Below are 15,530 nucleotides of genomic sequence, written 5' to 3' on the forward strand. Positions count from 1 at the left end.
CCCCCTACGCCCACCCCCACCAGTGGCAGGCCGACGTCCTGCTGCTGTCCCTCATGGCCGGCGGCGCGGCCGCGCTGCTGCTCAGCACGATCCTCGTCGCGACCATGCTCAACAACCTCTTCACCCAGCAGATCCCGCAGATCGGCATCATGAAGGCGATCGGCGCGAGCTCCGGCCGCATCGCGCGCCTCTACCTGGCGATGATCCTGCTCGTGGCCGCGGCGGCGACCGCGCTCGCCCTCGTCCCCGCCACCCTGATCGGCCGCTACCTGCTCGGGATCCTCCTGGAGATCCTCGGCATCCAGCCCGACGATCTCGCCGCCCCCTGGTGGGCGTACGTGGTGATCATCGTCGCCGGACTCGGCCTGCCGACCCTGATGGCACTGGCGCCGCTGATCAGGGCGAGCCGTGTCACCGTACGGGCGGCCATCGACCACCACGGCGGCCCCAAGCCGAGCGCGGCCACGGGCGTCATGGCCCGCCTGAGCCGCATGCCACGCCTGGACCGGGGCCTGCTCATGGCGCTGCGCAACACGGTCCGGCGTCCCGCCCGGTTCTGGCTCTCGGTCGGCATGCTGGCCAGTGCGGGCGCGGTGTTCGTCGCGGGCATGTCACTCAACGCCGGCACGCAAGCGGTGGAGGACCAACGCCGGCAGCAGCGCTACTGGGACGTCGAAGCGCAACTGGACGCGCCAGCCCGTGAGGACGCGGTCACCCGGGCCGTACGCAACGTGCCGGGTGTCGCCCGCGTCGAGACATGGCAGCGCGCGCAGATCGGCATCGCCGGGCCGGGAGCGCTCCCCTTCACCCGCACCTATCCCGACCAGGGACACGGCAGCGTCTCCGTCGACACCGTGCCCGCCGACCCGGTGTCCTCGCCCCCTGAGCTGCTGCAAGGCCGCTGGCTGAACCCGGGGGAGACCGGCGCGGTCGTGCTCAGCCAGATCGTCCGCGACAACACCGTGCCGGGGCTCGGCGCAGGCGACACCGTGCGGCTGTTCATCGACGGCAAGCCCAGCACCTGGCGGATCGCCGGGCTCGTCGAGGAGAGAGAAGGCGCCGGCGGGGGCGCGTACACCACCGCCGCAGGCTTCGCCGCCGCCACCGGGCAGCCACCACTCGTCAACCAGCTCCGCGTCATCACCACCACCCACGACGAGCAGACCCGCGAAGCGGTCGCCGCCGCCGTCGACCGGGCGCTCTCCGGCGCGGGGATCGACGTGGGCACCGCCGCCTCGGTCAGCCGCACCAACGCCGCCTCCGCCGGCCACATGGGGCCCGTGCTCCTGGTCCTGCTCGGTGTCGCACTCCCACTCGGCGTGGTCGGCGCCATCGGACTGGCCTCCACCATGAGCGCCAACATCCTCGACCGCACCCGCGAGTTCGGCGTCATGCACGCGATCGGCGCACGACCCAAGACCGTACGCCGGATCGTCGTCGCAGAAGGCGTCCTCCTCGCCCTGGCCGGGTGCGTGGCCGCGGTCCTCCCGGCGCTCGGGCTCACCGCCGTCCTCGGCACCGGACTGGGCAACCTGTTCACCAAGGCGCCGCTGCCCTTCCGCGTCTCGCTGCTCGCAGCCGGCATCTGGATCGTCCTGTCCGTCCTGGGCGCGATCCTGGCCACCGAAGCCGCCGCCGGACGCGCCTCGCGCATCACCGTCCGCGAGGCCCTCACCTACCTGTGAGATGGCCGGACATAGAGAAGGCTCGTCATTTGGTGGTCCCGGCGCTCCGGTACAACCACCAGCCGATCAGCACATCCCACCACCAGGTGGATCACGACCCCTGGTCCCCGTTCGCGGCCACGGTCAGCGAGTTCGCTGCGAGCCGTCCGCTCAGAGGTAGGTGAGGGCTTCTCGGACGGTGATCCGGGAAGCGCGGGTCGCCGCGGCATCGGTGGCGAGGATGGAGCCCACGATGACGAGCGCCACCCAGATCCCGACGGCCGGCAAGGATACTCGGAACGGCAGCGCCGCCGACATGAACAGGTTGCCGAAACTGGCGCCGAGCACGGCGGTGAGCGCGAGCACCGGCAGCACGGCCACCAGGCAGCTCGCCAGGGCGAGGAAGACCCCTTCGGCCACGACGATGCGGCGCACGGTCTTGGGTCGTGCGCCGATCGCGTGCATGACGCCGAACTCCCTGGTTCGGTCGAGCACGTTGGCGCTCATGGTGGAGGCCAGCCCGATGGCGCCGATCACGCCGAGAGGCAGGGCGATGCCCAGCAGGATCACGATCACCGGGCCGAGGTGGCCTTCACTGATGGCCTGGTTGCGGCTGACCGAGTTGGCGGCTGCCACCGTGAAACCCGCGCCGGAGAGCGCCGCGTCGACGGCATCGGCGACGGCGGTGCGGGTCCGCTCGTCCGTGTCGGTGGTGGCGAGGCGGAGCTGGTCAACCTGCACGGGCTGTCCCATGGCCTGGGCGAACCCTTCGGCGGTGGTGAAGATGTCGCCCTCGCGCTCGCCGGCGATGCCGACGACGCGCCAGCTGCTCGATGTCCCGCCTGCGTACAGGGTCACGGTGTCGCCGGCCGTGACGTCAGGGACGGTGGTGTCCCGGAGGTTCTGGTTGAGGACGATCGCGCCGGTCTCCCCAGGTTCGAGCCAGCGGCCCTCTGCCATGGGGGGCGGCGTGAACATGGCGTCGCCCGCGGGCACCGCGTCCAGCATGACGCGCCCGTGCCCCTGGTCAGGATAGGTACGAGTGACCGGAATCTGTCCCCGCGCGGCCACGCCCGCCTCCGCGCTGTTCCAGCCTTCGACCCGCGCCACGCCGGGCACCCGCCGTACCAGATCGGTGACCTCCCGCATGGCGGCAGGCTCGGCGAGCCGCACGCTCACATCCCAGTAGCGCCGGGCCGCCCGCTCCTCCTCCACCGCCTGCACGCTGGTGCCCAGCGACATCCCGGAGACGAACACCATCGCCGCGCAGGCCAGCAGCCCCACCGAGAGCAGGAAACGGGTGGGGCGTCGGATGGTGTTGCGCAGCGCCATGAGCAGCCCGCGATCCAGGCCGCGCAGGCGGCTCAGCCGGGCGACCACGCCGCTCGGGTTCGAGGCGCCGCCGTGGTGGTCGATCGCCGCTCTGACGGTGGTACGGCTGGCCTTGACCAGGGGTATCAGGCTGATCAGCGGTGGCAGGGCGAGCCCGGCCAGCAGGATCAGTGCGTAGGTCCACCACGGCGCGGCCAGGCTGGTGGCCTCGATGCCGAGGTTCTGGAGCGAGGATTCCAGGCGATCGCGCCCGAGCAGGACGGCCGGCAACAGCGCGAGAAGGGTGGCGACCGCGGCCACCACCAGCGTCATCACCAGGTAGAGGCGCGCGATCCGACCCGACCTGGCACCGATGGCCTTCATGATGCCGATCTGCGGGATCTGCTGAGTGAACAGCGTGTTGAGCATGGTCGCGACCAGGATCGAGCTCAACAGCAGCGCCAGAGCCGCCCCGGCCAGCAGCGAGCCCATCAACGCGTCGGACTGCCACTGGTGCGGATGCGCGTACGGCCTGGGAGCCTGGATCTCCCTGACCGCCACACGCTGCTCGTCCTGCAGCCACCGAGCGATGTCACCGGCCATCGCCACCACGGTGTCCCGGTTCGGGGTGGGCACGTCCTGGCCTGGCTCGGCGACCTGGATCTTCAGCTGGTCCAGCAGGGGAGTGGCCAGCGACGCCGTGGACAGGTAGCCGAACCCCTTCTGCTCCTGACGTGAGGGCGCCAGGCTCGGGTCGTAGACGGCGCCCGCCACGCGCAGCCGTACCGGTTCGCTCCCGGGTGCGGTCACGGTCACCGTGTCACCCACGGTCACACCCAGCAGGGGCAGGGAGTCGCGCCGGATGAGGACGTCCCCCGCCGCGGGCGGCCAGCCGGCAGATGGTTGCCGCACGTCGAACCTGGCCATCCGCATCGGGTCCTGTGGCGCGGCCAGGAACACCTGAAGGGGGATCGTCTTTCCTACGATCTGGCCGGTGAACTGGCCGCGCCCGGTCGCCTCCAGGACTCCGCCGCGTTCGCGAGCCGCGGCCGCCAGCGCCGCCATCCGCTCCGGCGGGAGGCCCTTCTGCAGCACGATCGTGGCCGACGCGGGCCCGGTGCTCATGTACGCGCCGGTGGTCTCCCTGCCGACGGACGCCCACGCGCTCAGAATGCCGCCGAACACCGTCAGGCTGACCGCGATCGCGATCACCATCAGCACGAACCGCGACCACGAGGCCCGCAGGTCCCTCCGCAGCTTCACCGCCATCAGGCCACTCATGCGGTCACCGCCTCCTCGCCGGTGACGATGCGGCCGTCGGCGAGGACGATCTCCCGGCCGACGATCGACCGGATGTCACGTTCGTGGGTGACCACGACGATGGTCCGGCCTTCGGTGTTCAGGTCGGCGAACACCTCCAGCACGGCCCCGGCCGTGTGCGAGTCGAGATTGCCCGTCGGCTCGTCGGCCAGCAGCAGCGGCGGATCATTGGCCAGCGCTCTGGCGATCGCCGCACGCTGCTGCTGCCCACCCGACAAGGTGGCGGGCAGCTTGCCCGCCTGGTCCCCGACGCCCACCCGTTCCAGCAACTCCTGCGCGCGGTCGCGGCGCTGATGCGCTGGGATCTTCCCGGCGAAGTCCATCGGGAGCATCACGTTCTCGACCACGGTCAGCGTGGGCAGCAGTTGGAAGAACTGGAACACCAGGCCGACGTTGCGTCCCCGCCACTCGGCCAGCCCTGATTCCGACAGCCCGCCGAGATCGGCCCCCGCGACTCGGACGATCCCGGACGTCGGCCGGTCGATCCCGGCCAGCAGATTGAGCAAGGTCGTCTTGCCGCTCCCAGAGCGACCCACGACCGCGACGAACTCTCCCGTCTCGATGGTCAGGCTGAGGTGATCGACGGCGACGACGTCACCCTCGCCCAGCGGGTACGTCTTCACCACGTCGACGACTTCGATCTCCGGTCCCGTCGTGATCATTGGTGGCCTCCCGTCGGCGGGGTGTGCGTGCGTGGGGCAGGGCCGCCCGTCGAGATGTGCGGCGGCGGGGTATGCCCACCGCCGCTGAAGACGCCGGTGACCGCCATGACGACGATCACCAGGCTGACGACGACGGTCACGAGCGCCGCCAGTTTCACCCACCGCGGTAAGCCGGTTCTTTCCCGGCCGTAGCGATCAAGCATGCGAGCCTTCTCCTTCGCGAGCTGTCAGGGGGTCGTCGCTCCTGTGTAGCGAGAGACCTTGAGCCCGCTTTGAGGCCGCTTTAAGAAGTCTCTAAGTTCGGGAATCGACCGGCAGCCGCAGCACGAACAACGCGCCTCCGCCGGTCGCGGTCGTGGCCGTCACGGTGCCGTGGTGGTGGTCGGCGACCTGCTTCACAATGGCCAGCCCGAGCCCAGACCCTGGCAGGGTCCGAGCGTTGGGGGAGCGGTAGAAGCGCTCGAAGACATGCGGAAGATCGGCTGCATCGATGCCTGGCCCATGATCGCGCACGATCACCATTCCAGCGCGTACCGCGATCTCCACCGCCGCCCCCGGCGGGCTCCACTTGGCCGCATTGTCGATCAGATTCGACACCGCGCGCGTCAGCCGACCGAAAGCGCCCCGGACCAGAGCCGGCTCGCTCTCCACCTTCAGCTCCACCGACGGATGGTCGCGCCGGGCGATCTCGACAACCCTGCGAACCACCTCGTCGAGATCGACGAGCGCGAATGGCTCCTCCTGCCCCTCGCCGCGCGCCAGCTCCACCAGATCGCCGACGAGCCGGGTGAGTTCACCGATCTGCGCCACGGTGTCCCGGATGAGCATGGCCCGATCTTCACGTGGCAGCTCGTCGGCGCGTGCCAGCACCTCCACGTTGGTACGCACGGTGGCCAGGGGCGTCCGCAACTCGTGTGAGGCATCCGCCACGAGTTGATGCTGCCGCGCCAGCGACTCGCTCAGCGCGTCCAGCATCGTGTTGAAGCTGGCCGCCAGCCGCCCCAGATCATCCCCGCCCGGCACCGCGATGTGATGCGACAGGTCCCTGGTCCGCGCCACCAGATCGGCGGCTTCGGCCACCCGCTGCACCGGGGCCACCGCAGCCGCCGCCACCAACCTCCCGACCACCGTGGCCAGTCCGACCGCGGCCACGGTGATGACCGCAAGCGTCAGAAGCAACTGGTGCAGAGCCTGTTCCACCTCGCTCAACGACCGCCCCACCTCGAGCACGGTCCCGTCACCCGCCGACCTGGCCAGCACCCGCACCGGCGCGCCGTCGACCTCGACGTCGAAGAAGGCCTCCGCTCGCTCGCCACGTGCGACCGAGAGGACCTCGCCGGTCACCGGCAGCCGTCGCCCCGCGAACACCGAGACGACGCTGCCGTCCCGCTCCACCACCTGCTTGAACACGTCCCGCACCAGCGGCACGTCCCGCAAGGCGTCAGAGGATTGGACCGAGAACAGATGCGGCTGCGCCGTCACGTGACGGAGCGAATCGTCGATCTTGCCCCGCAGGTTGCCCCGCTCCACGACGTACACCACGACCGACACCGCCACGACCGCGAGCAGCACGGCAAAGCCGGCCGCGACCGTGACCCGGGTCCGCAAGGTCACGCGCCACGCAGCACGAACCCCACCCCACGCACGGTGTGGATCATGCGCGTCTCACCTCCCGCCTCCGTCTTACGCCGCAGGTAACCGACGTACACATCCAGCGTGTTCGACTCGCCCGCGTCCTCGAACCCCCACACCCGCTCCCAGATCGACTCCCGGGTCAGCACCGTCCCGGGATTACGCATCAGCAGCTCCAGCAGCGCGAACTCGGTCCGCGTCAGCTCCATCGCCCGCTCACCGCGCGCCACCTGCCGGGTCCGCGGGTTCAGCTCCAGATCATCGACCCGCAAGCACCCCTCATGCTCGGGATAGCTCCGCCGCACCAACGCACGAATGCGCGCCAGTAACTCTTCCAAGGCGAACGGCTTGGTCAGATAGTCATCGGCCCCCGCGTCCAGCCCCAGCACCCGATCGGACACCGTGTCCCTGGCCGTCAGCATGAGAACGGGCGTCCGATCACCCCTTTCCCGCAGGCGCCGGCACACGGTGACACCGTCCAGCACCGGCATCAGCACATCCAGCACGACCACGTCCGCCCGCAGTCCCGCCAGCCGCGCCAGCGCATCGCCTCCGTCGCCGGCGAGCTCGACCTCGTACCCCTCCAACCGCAGAGCACGCCGTACGGCATTGCGCAGAGCCTCGTCGTCATCGACCAACAACACCCGCACCGGCATCCCAAGCCCTCCACCCACATCAAAGCGCGCCGTCTTGAGCCGAGCTTGAGTGCACCTTAAGAGAATCATGTGAAATCGGCTTGCGCCGTTGTGCGCACGGCTGCAGGGGAAGCCTCGGCCGCGCACTCCGCCGAAGCGGCTCGCCGGGCACGCACCGCAGGCCGGCTCCGCCTCACACGACGGCGCATAGCCCCAGGGACTTCTTCCCACCTGCCGGTCGGCGAGCGGCACAGCAGGCCGCTTGCTCCGAGACCGGCTCAGGGCGGCGGAGTCGCAGGGCTGACGTGGACGAGGGCGTCGACCAGTTTGGGGACGCCGTTGAGCAGGGCCTTCCGGGCATGATGGGCGACATGGTGGGCTTCGGAGAAGGAGAGGCTCTCGGTGGCGCGAATGGAGACCTCCGAGCGCAGGCGGTGGCCCACCCACCGCATCCGGATGTTGTCCACTGCGGCGACCTCGGGGACCGAGGAGAGGACCTCCTCGGCGCGGGAGATCAGCGCGGGATCAACGCTGTCCATCAGCCGCCGGTAGATCTCCTTGGCGGCGGTGGTCAGGACCATGACGATGGCCGCGCAGATGATCAGCCCGACGATCGGGTCTGCCAGAGGGAAACCCAGGGCGACGCCGGCCGCGCTGAAAACCACCGCCAGGGAGGTGAGCCCGTCGGTGCGGGCATGGAGCCCGTCGGCTACCAGGGCGGCGGAGCCGATGCGTCGTCCCACCCGGATGCGGTAGACGGCCACGAGTTCGTTGCCGGCGAATCCGATGAGTCCCGCGGCGAAGACCCAGCCCACGTTGGTGATTTCCTGCGGGTCGATGAGCCTGCGGATGGACTCGTATCCGGCCAGTGCGGCCGAGCCCGCGATGGTCAGCACGATGAAGATTCCCGCGATGTCCTCCGCCCTGCCGTAGCCGTAGGTGTAGCGGCGGTTGGCGGCACGTCGTCCCAGGACGAAGGCGAACCACAGCGGTACCGCGGTGAGGGCGTCGGCGAAGTTGTGCACGGTGTCGGCCAGCAGGGCCACCGATCCGCTGATCGCGACGATCACTACCTGGAGTAAGGCGGTGACCCCGAGGCCGATAAGGCTGATCTTCAAAGCACGGATGCCCTCGGCGCTGCTCTCCAGCGCCTCGTCCAGAGAGTCCGAGGCGTCGTGGGAATGGGGGGTGAAAAGGTGCCGTACGCCCGACCAAAGGCTGCGAATGGCACCGCCGCCGTACCCGTGCCCGTGCCCGTGGCCATGTCCGTGCGCGTGGCCATGTCCGTGCCCGTGCTCGCGTGCTGCATGCCGATCCTGTTGAGTCATCGAGGTGTCCACTCGCGGTCAGCGGATCAGGGTGGGCAGGTGGAAGTCGCCCTCCCGGCGGTAGGCCTCGGCGAAGGCATAGCGTCCGTGATGACCGATGCCGTGGTAGATGTGCACCGCCTTGTCGAGGGCGCGGTGCACGGCTCGCCCGCGTTCGAGGTCGCTGTCCAGCGCGGCGAAGCCGGGTACCAGGGCTTCGAGGTCGGCAGGCGTGAGTTGTTCACTCCAGTGCCGTCCGGAGAACTCCATCTGTGACTCCAGCAGCTCCATGGCGGCCACCTTCTGCTCCCAGTGCGAGGCGATGTCGACCACGCAGTTGGGGCGCGACGGGGTCATGTAGTAGATGGTCGGCACCGCATGCGGCTCCAGGCCGTCGTCGGCGGCGAAGTCTCGGGAAGCCAGCCCCAAAGCCTCGAGGATGAGGGTCATGGCCGGTCGCCGGTCGGGATCGAGATCGGCCAAGGAGTGCTCGGGGTCCTGGGTGATGATGATCGTCGGGCGGACCGTGCGGATCGCGCGGACCAGGGCGCGCTTGTGCTCCTCGTCCACTGCCACGTACCCGTTGCGGAACCCCAGGAAGTCGACCTCGACGCCGAGCACGTCCGCCGCCTTGCTCACATCCGCGCGCATGCGCTCGCGGCACAGCATGAGGGTGGCGAAGGACTGGCCCCCTGCGGCGGCATTGGCCGCCAGGGCACCTCCGCACTCCACCAGTTCCATCCCGTAAACGCCGATAAGCAGCACACGTTCGGGCATTATCTCCATTCCTCCATCCAGCGTAAATCGCCTATGTATGGAGTTAAGACCAACTTTTGCGGAAAGCGCAAGAGCTCGGCAATCAATCCCGGTAAATCGGAATAGGAGTCATCTGCGCGCGGTGTACAGTTGCGTAGGCCTTGCAGGAGCGTCCACCTCGAAGGAGGGTGCTGGACGCAGGTGCGGGAGGTCGCCAACGTTCACACAGGTTTACCGTGCCGGAAATACGGGGCTGAATAAGGTCTTGTTTCGTGTTGATATGCGGCATACCATGTGGAAACGCTGCTTACCCGGACCCTCTCGCATATCTGGCCATCCGTAAGCCGGGCCGTGCCATAAAAGTCTCCGTCAAGGACGGTTTCCCCCATGTTCCCGCCGGTTCCTTTGACACGCTCGCTATCAAGAATGACGTGTGCCGCCGGCATCGGCCTCGGCCTGGTCAATTCCCGGTACGGCGGCTCGCCGACACGCCGGTCCTGGCCAAGCACACCATCAGCGCGGACACGCCGTGCCCCACACAAGACCTGAGGCAGCAGCGCGAACACCGCGACGACGAGGAGAACGCCCTCCACCACCATCCCCGGAAACCGGCGAGCCCAAGGCGGCGGTGCCTGCCGTCCACGGCACGCCCACAGGCCCGCCAGCCGTACGAGTCGCGCGGTCCGCGCCAGTACCACGGCCGTCGTGAGCGTCCCCACGGTCAGGATGCCGCCCAGCGCGAGCGTCAGGCGGGGCAGCCGGAGCCCCCAGCCGGTAACCGGGCCGGGATCGGCCAGGCTGGGAGCGCCTGCTTGGGCACTCAGCCGGCGTGGAGGATCCGAAAGCGATCGGGTTCCGCCGGATCCCGATCAACGACCTGGATCGGCGACCAAGCCCATTGCCAAACGCTGATGCCTGGCGTGCGGGAGAACTGGATCCGCCCCCGGGTGCCTTCGACCGCAACGCGCGGCCAGGATTCGGCGGTGCGCGCCCGGTCCGCGCCGTGAGAACGCAGCACATCGGCGAGGACGGCGACCGTGTCGTAGCCCTCGAAGGCGACGAAGGAGGGTGCTTCAGCCAGTCGCTCGCGGAGGGCCGTCTCGACTCGTGCACCGAGTGGGCTGAGGCGCTCGGGCAGGTAGCGCAAGAACGGGATCGCGGCGCTGTCGTCACCCAGCAACCTCGCCCATTCGGCGAACTCCGGTTGACCGGCCGGAGCACCAATCATGATGTCGGCGAGGCGCCGGTCGTGGCGGACGGACTTGACGATCGACACTGCCGGCTCCGGGTGGCCGACCAGAAGCAGGAGGGCTGTCGCGCGATTGCCGACGAGTTCGTCGCACACCGCCGTAGGGGCGAGCGCACGCATGTCGAGTTCGATGACGGTGCCGCCGCGTGGAGTGAGGTGGTCCCGCAGAATGCGAGCCCCAGACGCCCAGTAGACACTCGACTCGGCTGCTACGGCGATTCGACTGTGGCCCGCGCCGAGCAGGAAGTCTGCGTAGATCTGCCAGCCGTGGGACTGCGCCGGGGCGAGGCGCGCGACCCATTCCGTTGGCTGTTCGGTGAGCGCGTCGAGAACCGCTGACGAGCACAGGAACGGCAGGCCGAGGGCGTCGGCCCTGGCGGCAGCGGCGCGAGCGACGACGCTGTGATACTCCCCAGCCAAGGCGGCCACGCCCAGCCGAGCCAATTCATCTACGGCCGCCGCGGCCCTCTGCGGATCAGCCGCGGTGTCTCGGACCACCAGCTCGAGTGGTCTTCCGACGATCCCGCCGGCGTCATTGACGTCGCGAACGGCCAGCTCGAGTCCAGCGAGCAAGTGTTGACCGGCCTCGACCCAGCCAGGCCGGGTCAGCGGAACGAGAGCGCCGATCTGGACGGCCGATCCGTCAGTCCGCTCCGCTCCAGGCGGCGATGGTGGCGTATTCATGCGTTGGCGTCTCCCGAGTGACGATGCGTTTTACAGTTTGCCCGGATCGCAGAATGAACGTCAGTGGCGCCGAGAGTAGCCAAGCCGGGAACGGCCGGCTTCGGCGGCCCCGTCCCGTCGCCGTCAGCACCGTCTTACTGAGATGCGGCGGACAAGGCCAAGCCCGCTGCGGTGCACGGCGCCGGACAGACTTGCCCGTCTGGGGCGATCCGCCTGGAGGGCTAGGATTCCGCGCATGCAGCGTCCCCTCGCCCACAAGCTGGCCGTCGGTCTACTCGCCATCCTCTGGCTCGGTCTCATCGGCGGCATCATGCTCGTCTGGCGGAACGACGCCGCCCCCTTCGAGATCTTCGCGGGGGTGTTCTGGAGCTCGGTCTGGTATTTCTGGCTTGCCCGGGTCTGGCTGGGCGGGCCGATGGCGATCGGGCTGATGCGCAAGGCGCTCTTCACGATCTGCCCCATCATGATCGGCGGCGGCGCCCTGGCCATCGGGATCACCGGTGGCAAGGTGTACCCGTCGCAGCTGATCGGGGTTGCGGCCGCGCTGTGCGGCATCGTCGGCGGGATTCTGCTCAGCCGCGAGGATGTCAAGCGGTGGAGCGGGTCCACCGTCAAGGCGAAGGTGCTCCTTCAGCCGCCCGACGGAACAGCCTTCGACCTGCGGGCCGCCGCGCTCAGGCAGAACAGGGGCATGTTCGGCTGCCTGATGCTCGTCATCGCCGCGGTCGTACTGATCGTGGTCGGCGTCATGGGCCAGATGCTGCCCGAGGGCCGGGGGGTGAACGCCCCGGACTACATCGCCTTCATGGTCGGCGTGGTGCTGGTGGTGATCATCGGCATCGCTGGATATATCCGGATAAATCTGCAGGCCAAGGCCATGGGCGTACTGATCGTCACCGAGCGGGGCATCAACGACCACCCATGGTCCAGGCTCCGCTCGGTCGCCCTGTCATACGTGGGCGAAGCGGGGACCGTAGCCGAGGTCCGCAGGTACCCAGGGGCGCGGCTCGACCTGTCCCTGTACGACGAGCCGGACGAGCACCACCTCGCCCTGCCCAACGACGCCAACCTGCACGGCTCGATCGCGGCGGCGCTGGCGACGCACTGCCCCGACGGCGTGTTCCTCGGCTGGGTCCAGCGGACCAACGAAACACGTCCAGTCCGGTGAGCGCCTGACGCAGGGGGCAGCAGGTGGATCCCCCGGGTGCCACCGTAAGCGAGCACGCTCTCCACGTTGTTCATGCACCCGATCATCGGGCACTCCAGGCAGTCCGGCCCGGTGCGCGGTGGGGATGTCCAGTGCGACCCGCGGGTTCGCCAGCTTCCCGAAGCGCGAAGCCCGGCGCGTGCTCGTGGCGGTGGACGGGTATGTGACGGCGGTTGCCGATCGCACCCTGGGGCGGTCAAAGCTGCCGGGGAGCTCTGGACCCTCGGTCAGATGGCCGCGCCTGGGCCTGGCAGCAGGTCGACGTCCCCGGCGTGCATCGGCTCGCCGCAGTGGGCGCAGCGCAGGTCGACACGGCTGATCTCGCCGCACGCGTGGTGGCGGTAGAGCGCTGGCGGCCCGGCTTCGCCCGCGAGCCACCTGTCTCCCCACCCGGCCATGACCATGAGCAGGTCGACCAGCTCGGCCCCCTTGGCCGTCAGGTGGTATTCGTAGCGCGGCCGTTTGTCGTAGGGGCGGCGCTCGAGCACGCCGTGGTCGACGAGGTGGTTGAGCCGCTCGGTCAGCACCTTGCGCGAGATCCCGAGATCGGCCTGGAGTTGCTCGAACCGAGTGAATCCGACCCACACGTCGCGCAGGATCAGCGGCGACCAGGGCTCCCCGATCACGTCGAGGGTGCGTGCGATGGAGCAGGCCATCTCTCCGAACTGCGTGCGTTGCATGAGATCAGTCTAGCAAATGGGGTTCCTTAAGGGAACTCTGGGTGTTAGGCTCGTGGAGTCTCTTGAAGGAACTCAAGAAGGAATCACCGAGATGAGCAAGGTCTTGAGCGCCCACGCGGTGTCGGTCGACGGTTACATCACCGGGCGCGATCCAGGCGCCGGGCGCGGGCTGGGCGACGGAGCGATGTTGTTCGACTGGTACTTCGACGGCGACACGCCCAGCCAAGTGTTCGACGGGTTCCGGCTGAGCGGGCCGAGTGCCCGGGTCTTCGACGCCCTCGCCGGACGCGTGGGCGCGGTCGTGGCGGGGCGCAACACGTACGAGGACTCCGACCATTTCGGAGGCGGCAGCCCCCATCCCGCAGCGCGGCTGGTCGTCCTCAGCCACCGACCGGCGCCGGAGATGACCGAGCGGCAGACCCTGGTCACCACCGGCATCGAGGACGCGGTCGCGGCGGCTCGCGAGGCCGCCGATGGCAGGGACGTCGGCCTCATGGGCGGCGGCGTCGCCACCGAGGCCTTGAAGGCGGGGCTCGTCGACGAGGTGATCCTCCACCAGGTGCCGATCCTGCTCGGCGGCGGCCGCCCCTTCTTCCGGGCGCTGCCCGAGCACGTGCGCCTCCGCCTGCTCGAAGCCGTCCCGGCGCCGGGCGTCACCCACCTCCACTACGAGGTCGAGCGCTGATCCTCACCGGCGGCCTGGCGATGATCAGCTCTCACACCGCCCGCCTGGCCACCAACAGCGGGTTCGCCCGCTCTCGACGCCACCACCGCGGTCACCGACTATGCCGCATGGCTCACCGACAACCCCGCTAGGAGAAGAACGATGCTCAACCGCGACGTACGCCGCGTCCTCGACGGCACCTCACTGGCCCACCTCGCCACCGTCCTCCCGGACGGCTCGCCCCACACCGTCCCCCTCTGGGTGGGCACCCATGGCGACCACGTCGTCTTCCTCACCGGTCCGCACTCGCGCAAGGCCCGCAACCTGCGCCGCGACCCGCGGGTGGCGCTCTCCTTGGCGCCCGCCGACAACCCGTTCCAGCCCGTCATCGTCCGCGGCAGGGTCATCGAATGGCGCGAAGGCGACACGGCCTGGGAGATCATCGACCAGATCTCAACGAAGTACACCGGCAAGCCCTATCCCCGGGGAGAGGAACGCGTCGTCGCCGTCGTCGAGCCCGAGCGGCAGACCGTCGGCCTCGGCTGAACCGGACCTACCCACCAGTACCTCTCGGCCCCACCCATCACGCAAGGGCTGCGTCTGTGCGGCGGTGCTGACAACTCTGGCCCGAGGGCTCGGCCGGCACCGTGTGGCTTGCGTGTGGCGGCGCGTGCTCAGTGGTGGTCGGCGTAGTGCCGCGCGAGCAGGTCTCCGCCCCAATCGTTACGCAGGTCGCGCCATACGGAGTGGATGTGGTTGGCGTCGTCCTGGGTGTTGTCGTACTCCAGCAGGAACGTGGGCCCGGCGACGCAGTAGTAGTGGCCCTGTCCTCGTCGGTCGGATCCCGTCCACGCGAACGTCGCCTTGTCCAGGCCGGCATCGAGCGCGTCCCGCCAGCAGGTCTGGCCGTACCAGCCTGGGGCGCGGTCGAAGTAGCGGCGGACAAGCCGTTCGAGCAGATCCTTCGACGGCGTCGACATCTCTGCGTAGGACAGCCCACGGGGGATGCGGTCGAGATCCGCCACGGGGTCGTTGCGGGTCAGGATGTCGTCGGCGGCCACCTCGCTGGTGATCGCGATCGAGCGCTGGTGCGGCGCGAGTTCGGCGAGCAGAGCCCGGCCCATTTCCTCCTCGTCGACGAGCAGCCGCTGGCCCCGCTGCGGTCCGGACGGAACCATGGCCGGCTCGGCGCCCAGGAAGCTCGGCGTGACGGCGATCGAGTCGCCCACGACCGTGATGTGCACCGCGAGGTGGTGGCCGTTGACCCGCCATGCCCATGGGTCCACTCCTCCTGGCTCGCCGAACACCCGAAACCAGTAACGGTCGCCGTCGATCTCCTCGACGCCGGTCACCAGGCGGCGGCGGACGCGCTCGAGCTCGATGACGCCTCTCGCGGCGCGCGCGCCGGCCACGCCGCAGCCGGTCTCGAGAAGGGCGAGCGCCAGCTCCTGCTGCCGGGAGGTCATCGCGACCAGCGGCAGTCCCGGACGGGGACCGGGGAGGTAGGACCACTCGGTGCGCTCGGGCGAGCCGAACGCCGCCGTCGCCGCGGCTCTGCGCTCGGTGTCGAGTGAGCCGAGGAATCGCAGCACCGCCTGCCGCATCACATGAACGTCATGGGCACTCATGGAGGTTTTCTTACACGGGTGGAGGGTGCCGTATAGGTCAGAACACGGTCGCTGATGCCACAAACCGCAACCTACTGCAATTCAACGACATCAGGGTATGCCCCTGGCCGGCACCCATGACGGGTTCCGTG

At 69.2% G+C, this 15,530-nt stretch carries 14 protein-coding genes; 4 read left to right on the top strand and 10 right to left on the bottom strand.

Annotated elements, in window-relative coordinates:
* The coding region (locus ETD86_RS23425; RefSeq protein ID WP_138668304.1) for an ABC transporter permease at positions 1–1,685 on the top strand (1,685 nt) is incomplete at its 5' end.
* Between the two features lie 150 nt (positions 1,686–1,835).
* Here the strand turns inward: ETD86_RS23425 and ETD86_RS23430 are convergent.
* The 8 genes from ETD86_RS23430 to ETD86_RS23465 all read right to left on the bottom strand — a co-directional run bounded on the left by ETD86_RS23430 (position 1,836) and on the right by ETD86_RS23465 (position 11,220).
* Complete coding sequence (locus ETD86_RS23430) at positions 1,836–4,256, bottom strand: ABC transporter permease (RefSeq protein ID WP_138668305.1); 2,421 nt, start codon at positions 4,254–4,256, stop codon at positions 1,836–1,838.
* Positions 4,253–4,957, bottom strand: coding sequence for an ABC transporter ATP-binding protein (locus tag ETD86_RS23435; protein WP_138668306.1), 705 nt, complete (start codon positions 4,955–4,957; stop codon positions 4,253–4,255). The genes ETD86_RS23430 and ETD86_RS23435 overlap by 4 nt, the downstream gene beginning before the upstream one ends.
* Positions 4,954–5,160, bottom strand: a complete 207-nt coding sequence (locus ETD86_RS23440) for a hypothetical protein (protein ID WP_138668307.1) — start codon at positions 5,158–5,160, stop codon at positions 4,954–4,956. Before ETD86_RS23440 ends, ETD86_RS23435 begins: the two co-directional genes overlap by 4 nt.
* Positions 5,161–5,251: 91 nt before the next feature.
* Positions 5,252–6,571 (bottom strand): sensor histidine kinase, encoded by a 1,320-nt coding sequence (locus ETD86_RS23445; protein ID WP_138668308.1) that lies wholly within the window; start codon positions 6,569–6,571, stop codon positions 5,252–5,254.
* Positions 6,568–7,245 carry a response regulator transcription factor gene (locus ETD86_RS23450; RefSeq protein WP_138668309.1) on the bottom strand — a complete coding sequence of 226 codons (678 nt, stop codon included), beginning with the start codon at positions 7,243–7,245 and terminating at the stop codon, positions 6,568–6,570. Before ETD86_RS23450 ends, ETD86_RS23445 begins: the two co-directional genes overlap by 4 nt.
* 257 nt (positions 7,246–7,502) lie before the next feature.
* The gene (locus tag ETD86_RS23455; RefSeq protein ID WP_138668310.1) at positions 7,503–8,552 is read right to left on the bottom strand and encodes a cation diffusion facilitator family transporter; all 1,050 of its coding nucleotides are present in this window, start codon (positions 8,550–8,552) and stop codon (positions 7,503–7,505) included.
* Between the two features lie 18 nt (positions 8,553–8,570).
* Positions 8,571–9,308 carry a PIG-L deacetylase family protein gene (locus ETD86_RS23460; RefSeq protein ID WP_138668311.1) on the bottom strand — a complete coding sequence of 246 codons (738 nt, stop codon included), beginning with the start codon at positions 9,306–9,308 and terminating at the stop codon, positions 8,571–8,573.
* 799 nt (positions 9,309–10,107) lie between these two features.
* Complete coding sequence (locus ETD86_RS23465) at positions 10,108–11,220, bottom strand: ABC transporter substrate-binding protein (protein WP_138668312.1); 1,113 nt, start codon at positions 11,218–11,220, stop codon at positions 10,108–10,110.
* A 235-nt stretch (positions 11,221–11,455) separates the two neighbouring features.
* On the opposite strand from ETD86_RS23465, the gene ETD86_RS23470 reads away from it, so the two are divergent.
* On the top strand, positions 11,456–12,388 hold the full coding sequence (locus ETD86_RS23470) for a hypothetical protein (protein ID WP_138668313.1): 933 nt from the start codon (positions 11,456–11,458) through the stop codon (positions 12,386–12,388).
* 266 nt (positions 12,389–12,654) lie between these two features.
* On the opposite strand, the gene ETD86_RS23475 is transcribed toward ETD86_RS23470, so the two are convergent.
* A complete protein-coding gene (locus ETD86_RS23475) occupies positions 12,655–13,107 on the bottom strand; it encodes a winged helix-turn-helix transcriptional regulator (RefSeq protein ID WP_138668314.1) in 453 nt (150 codons plus the stop codon).
* Between the two features lie 91 nt (positions 13,108–13,198).
* Here ETD86_RS23475 and ETD86_RS23480 point away from each other — a divergent pair, with 91 nt between their 5' ends.
* Together ETD86_RS23480 and ETD86_RS23485 are read left to right on the top strand one after the other, a co-directional pair.
* Positions 13,199–13,792, top strand: coding sequence for a dihydrofolate reductase family protein (locus ETD86_RS23480; RefSeq protein WP_138668315.1), 594 nt, complete (start codon positions 13,199–13,201; stop codon positions 13,790–13,792).
* A gap of 141 nt (positions 13,793–13,933) precedes the next feature.
* Positions 13,934–14,317 carry a PPOX class F420-dependent oxidoreductase gene (locus ETD86_RS23485; protein WP_138668316.1) on the top strand — a complete coding sequence of 128 codons (384 nt, stop codon included), beginning with the start codon at positions 13,934–13,936 and terminating at the stop codon, positions 14,315–14,317.
* A 128-nt stretch (positions 14,318–14,445) separates the two neighbouring features.
* Here the strand turns inward: ETD86_RS23485 and ETD86_RS23490 are convergent, their stop codons facing one another.
* The gene (locus ETD86_RS23490) at positions 14,446–15,399 is read right to left on the bottom strand and encodes a DUF3500 domain-containing protein (RefSeq protein ID WP_138668317.1); all 954 of its coding nucleotides are present in this window, start codon (positions 15,397–15,399) and stop codon (positions 14,446–14,448) included.
* Positions 15,400–15,530: the final 131 nt, after the last annotated feature.

This window comes from Nonomuraea turkmeniaca (genome assembly GCF_005889735.1).
In the GTDB taxonomy this organism is placed as follows: Bacteria; Actinomycetota; Actinomycetes; order Streptosporangiales; family Streptosporangiaceae; genus Nonomuraea; species Nonomuraea turkmeniaca.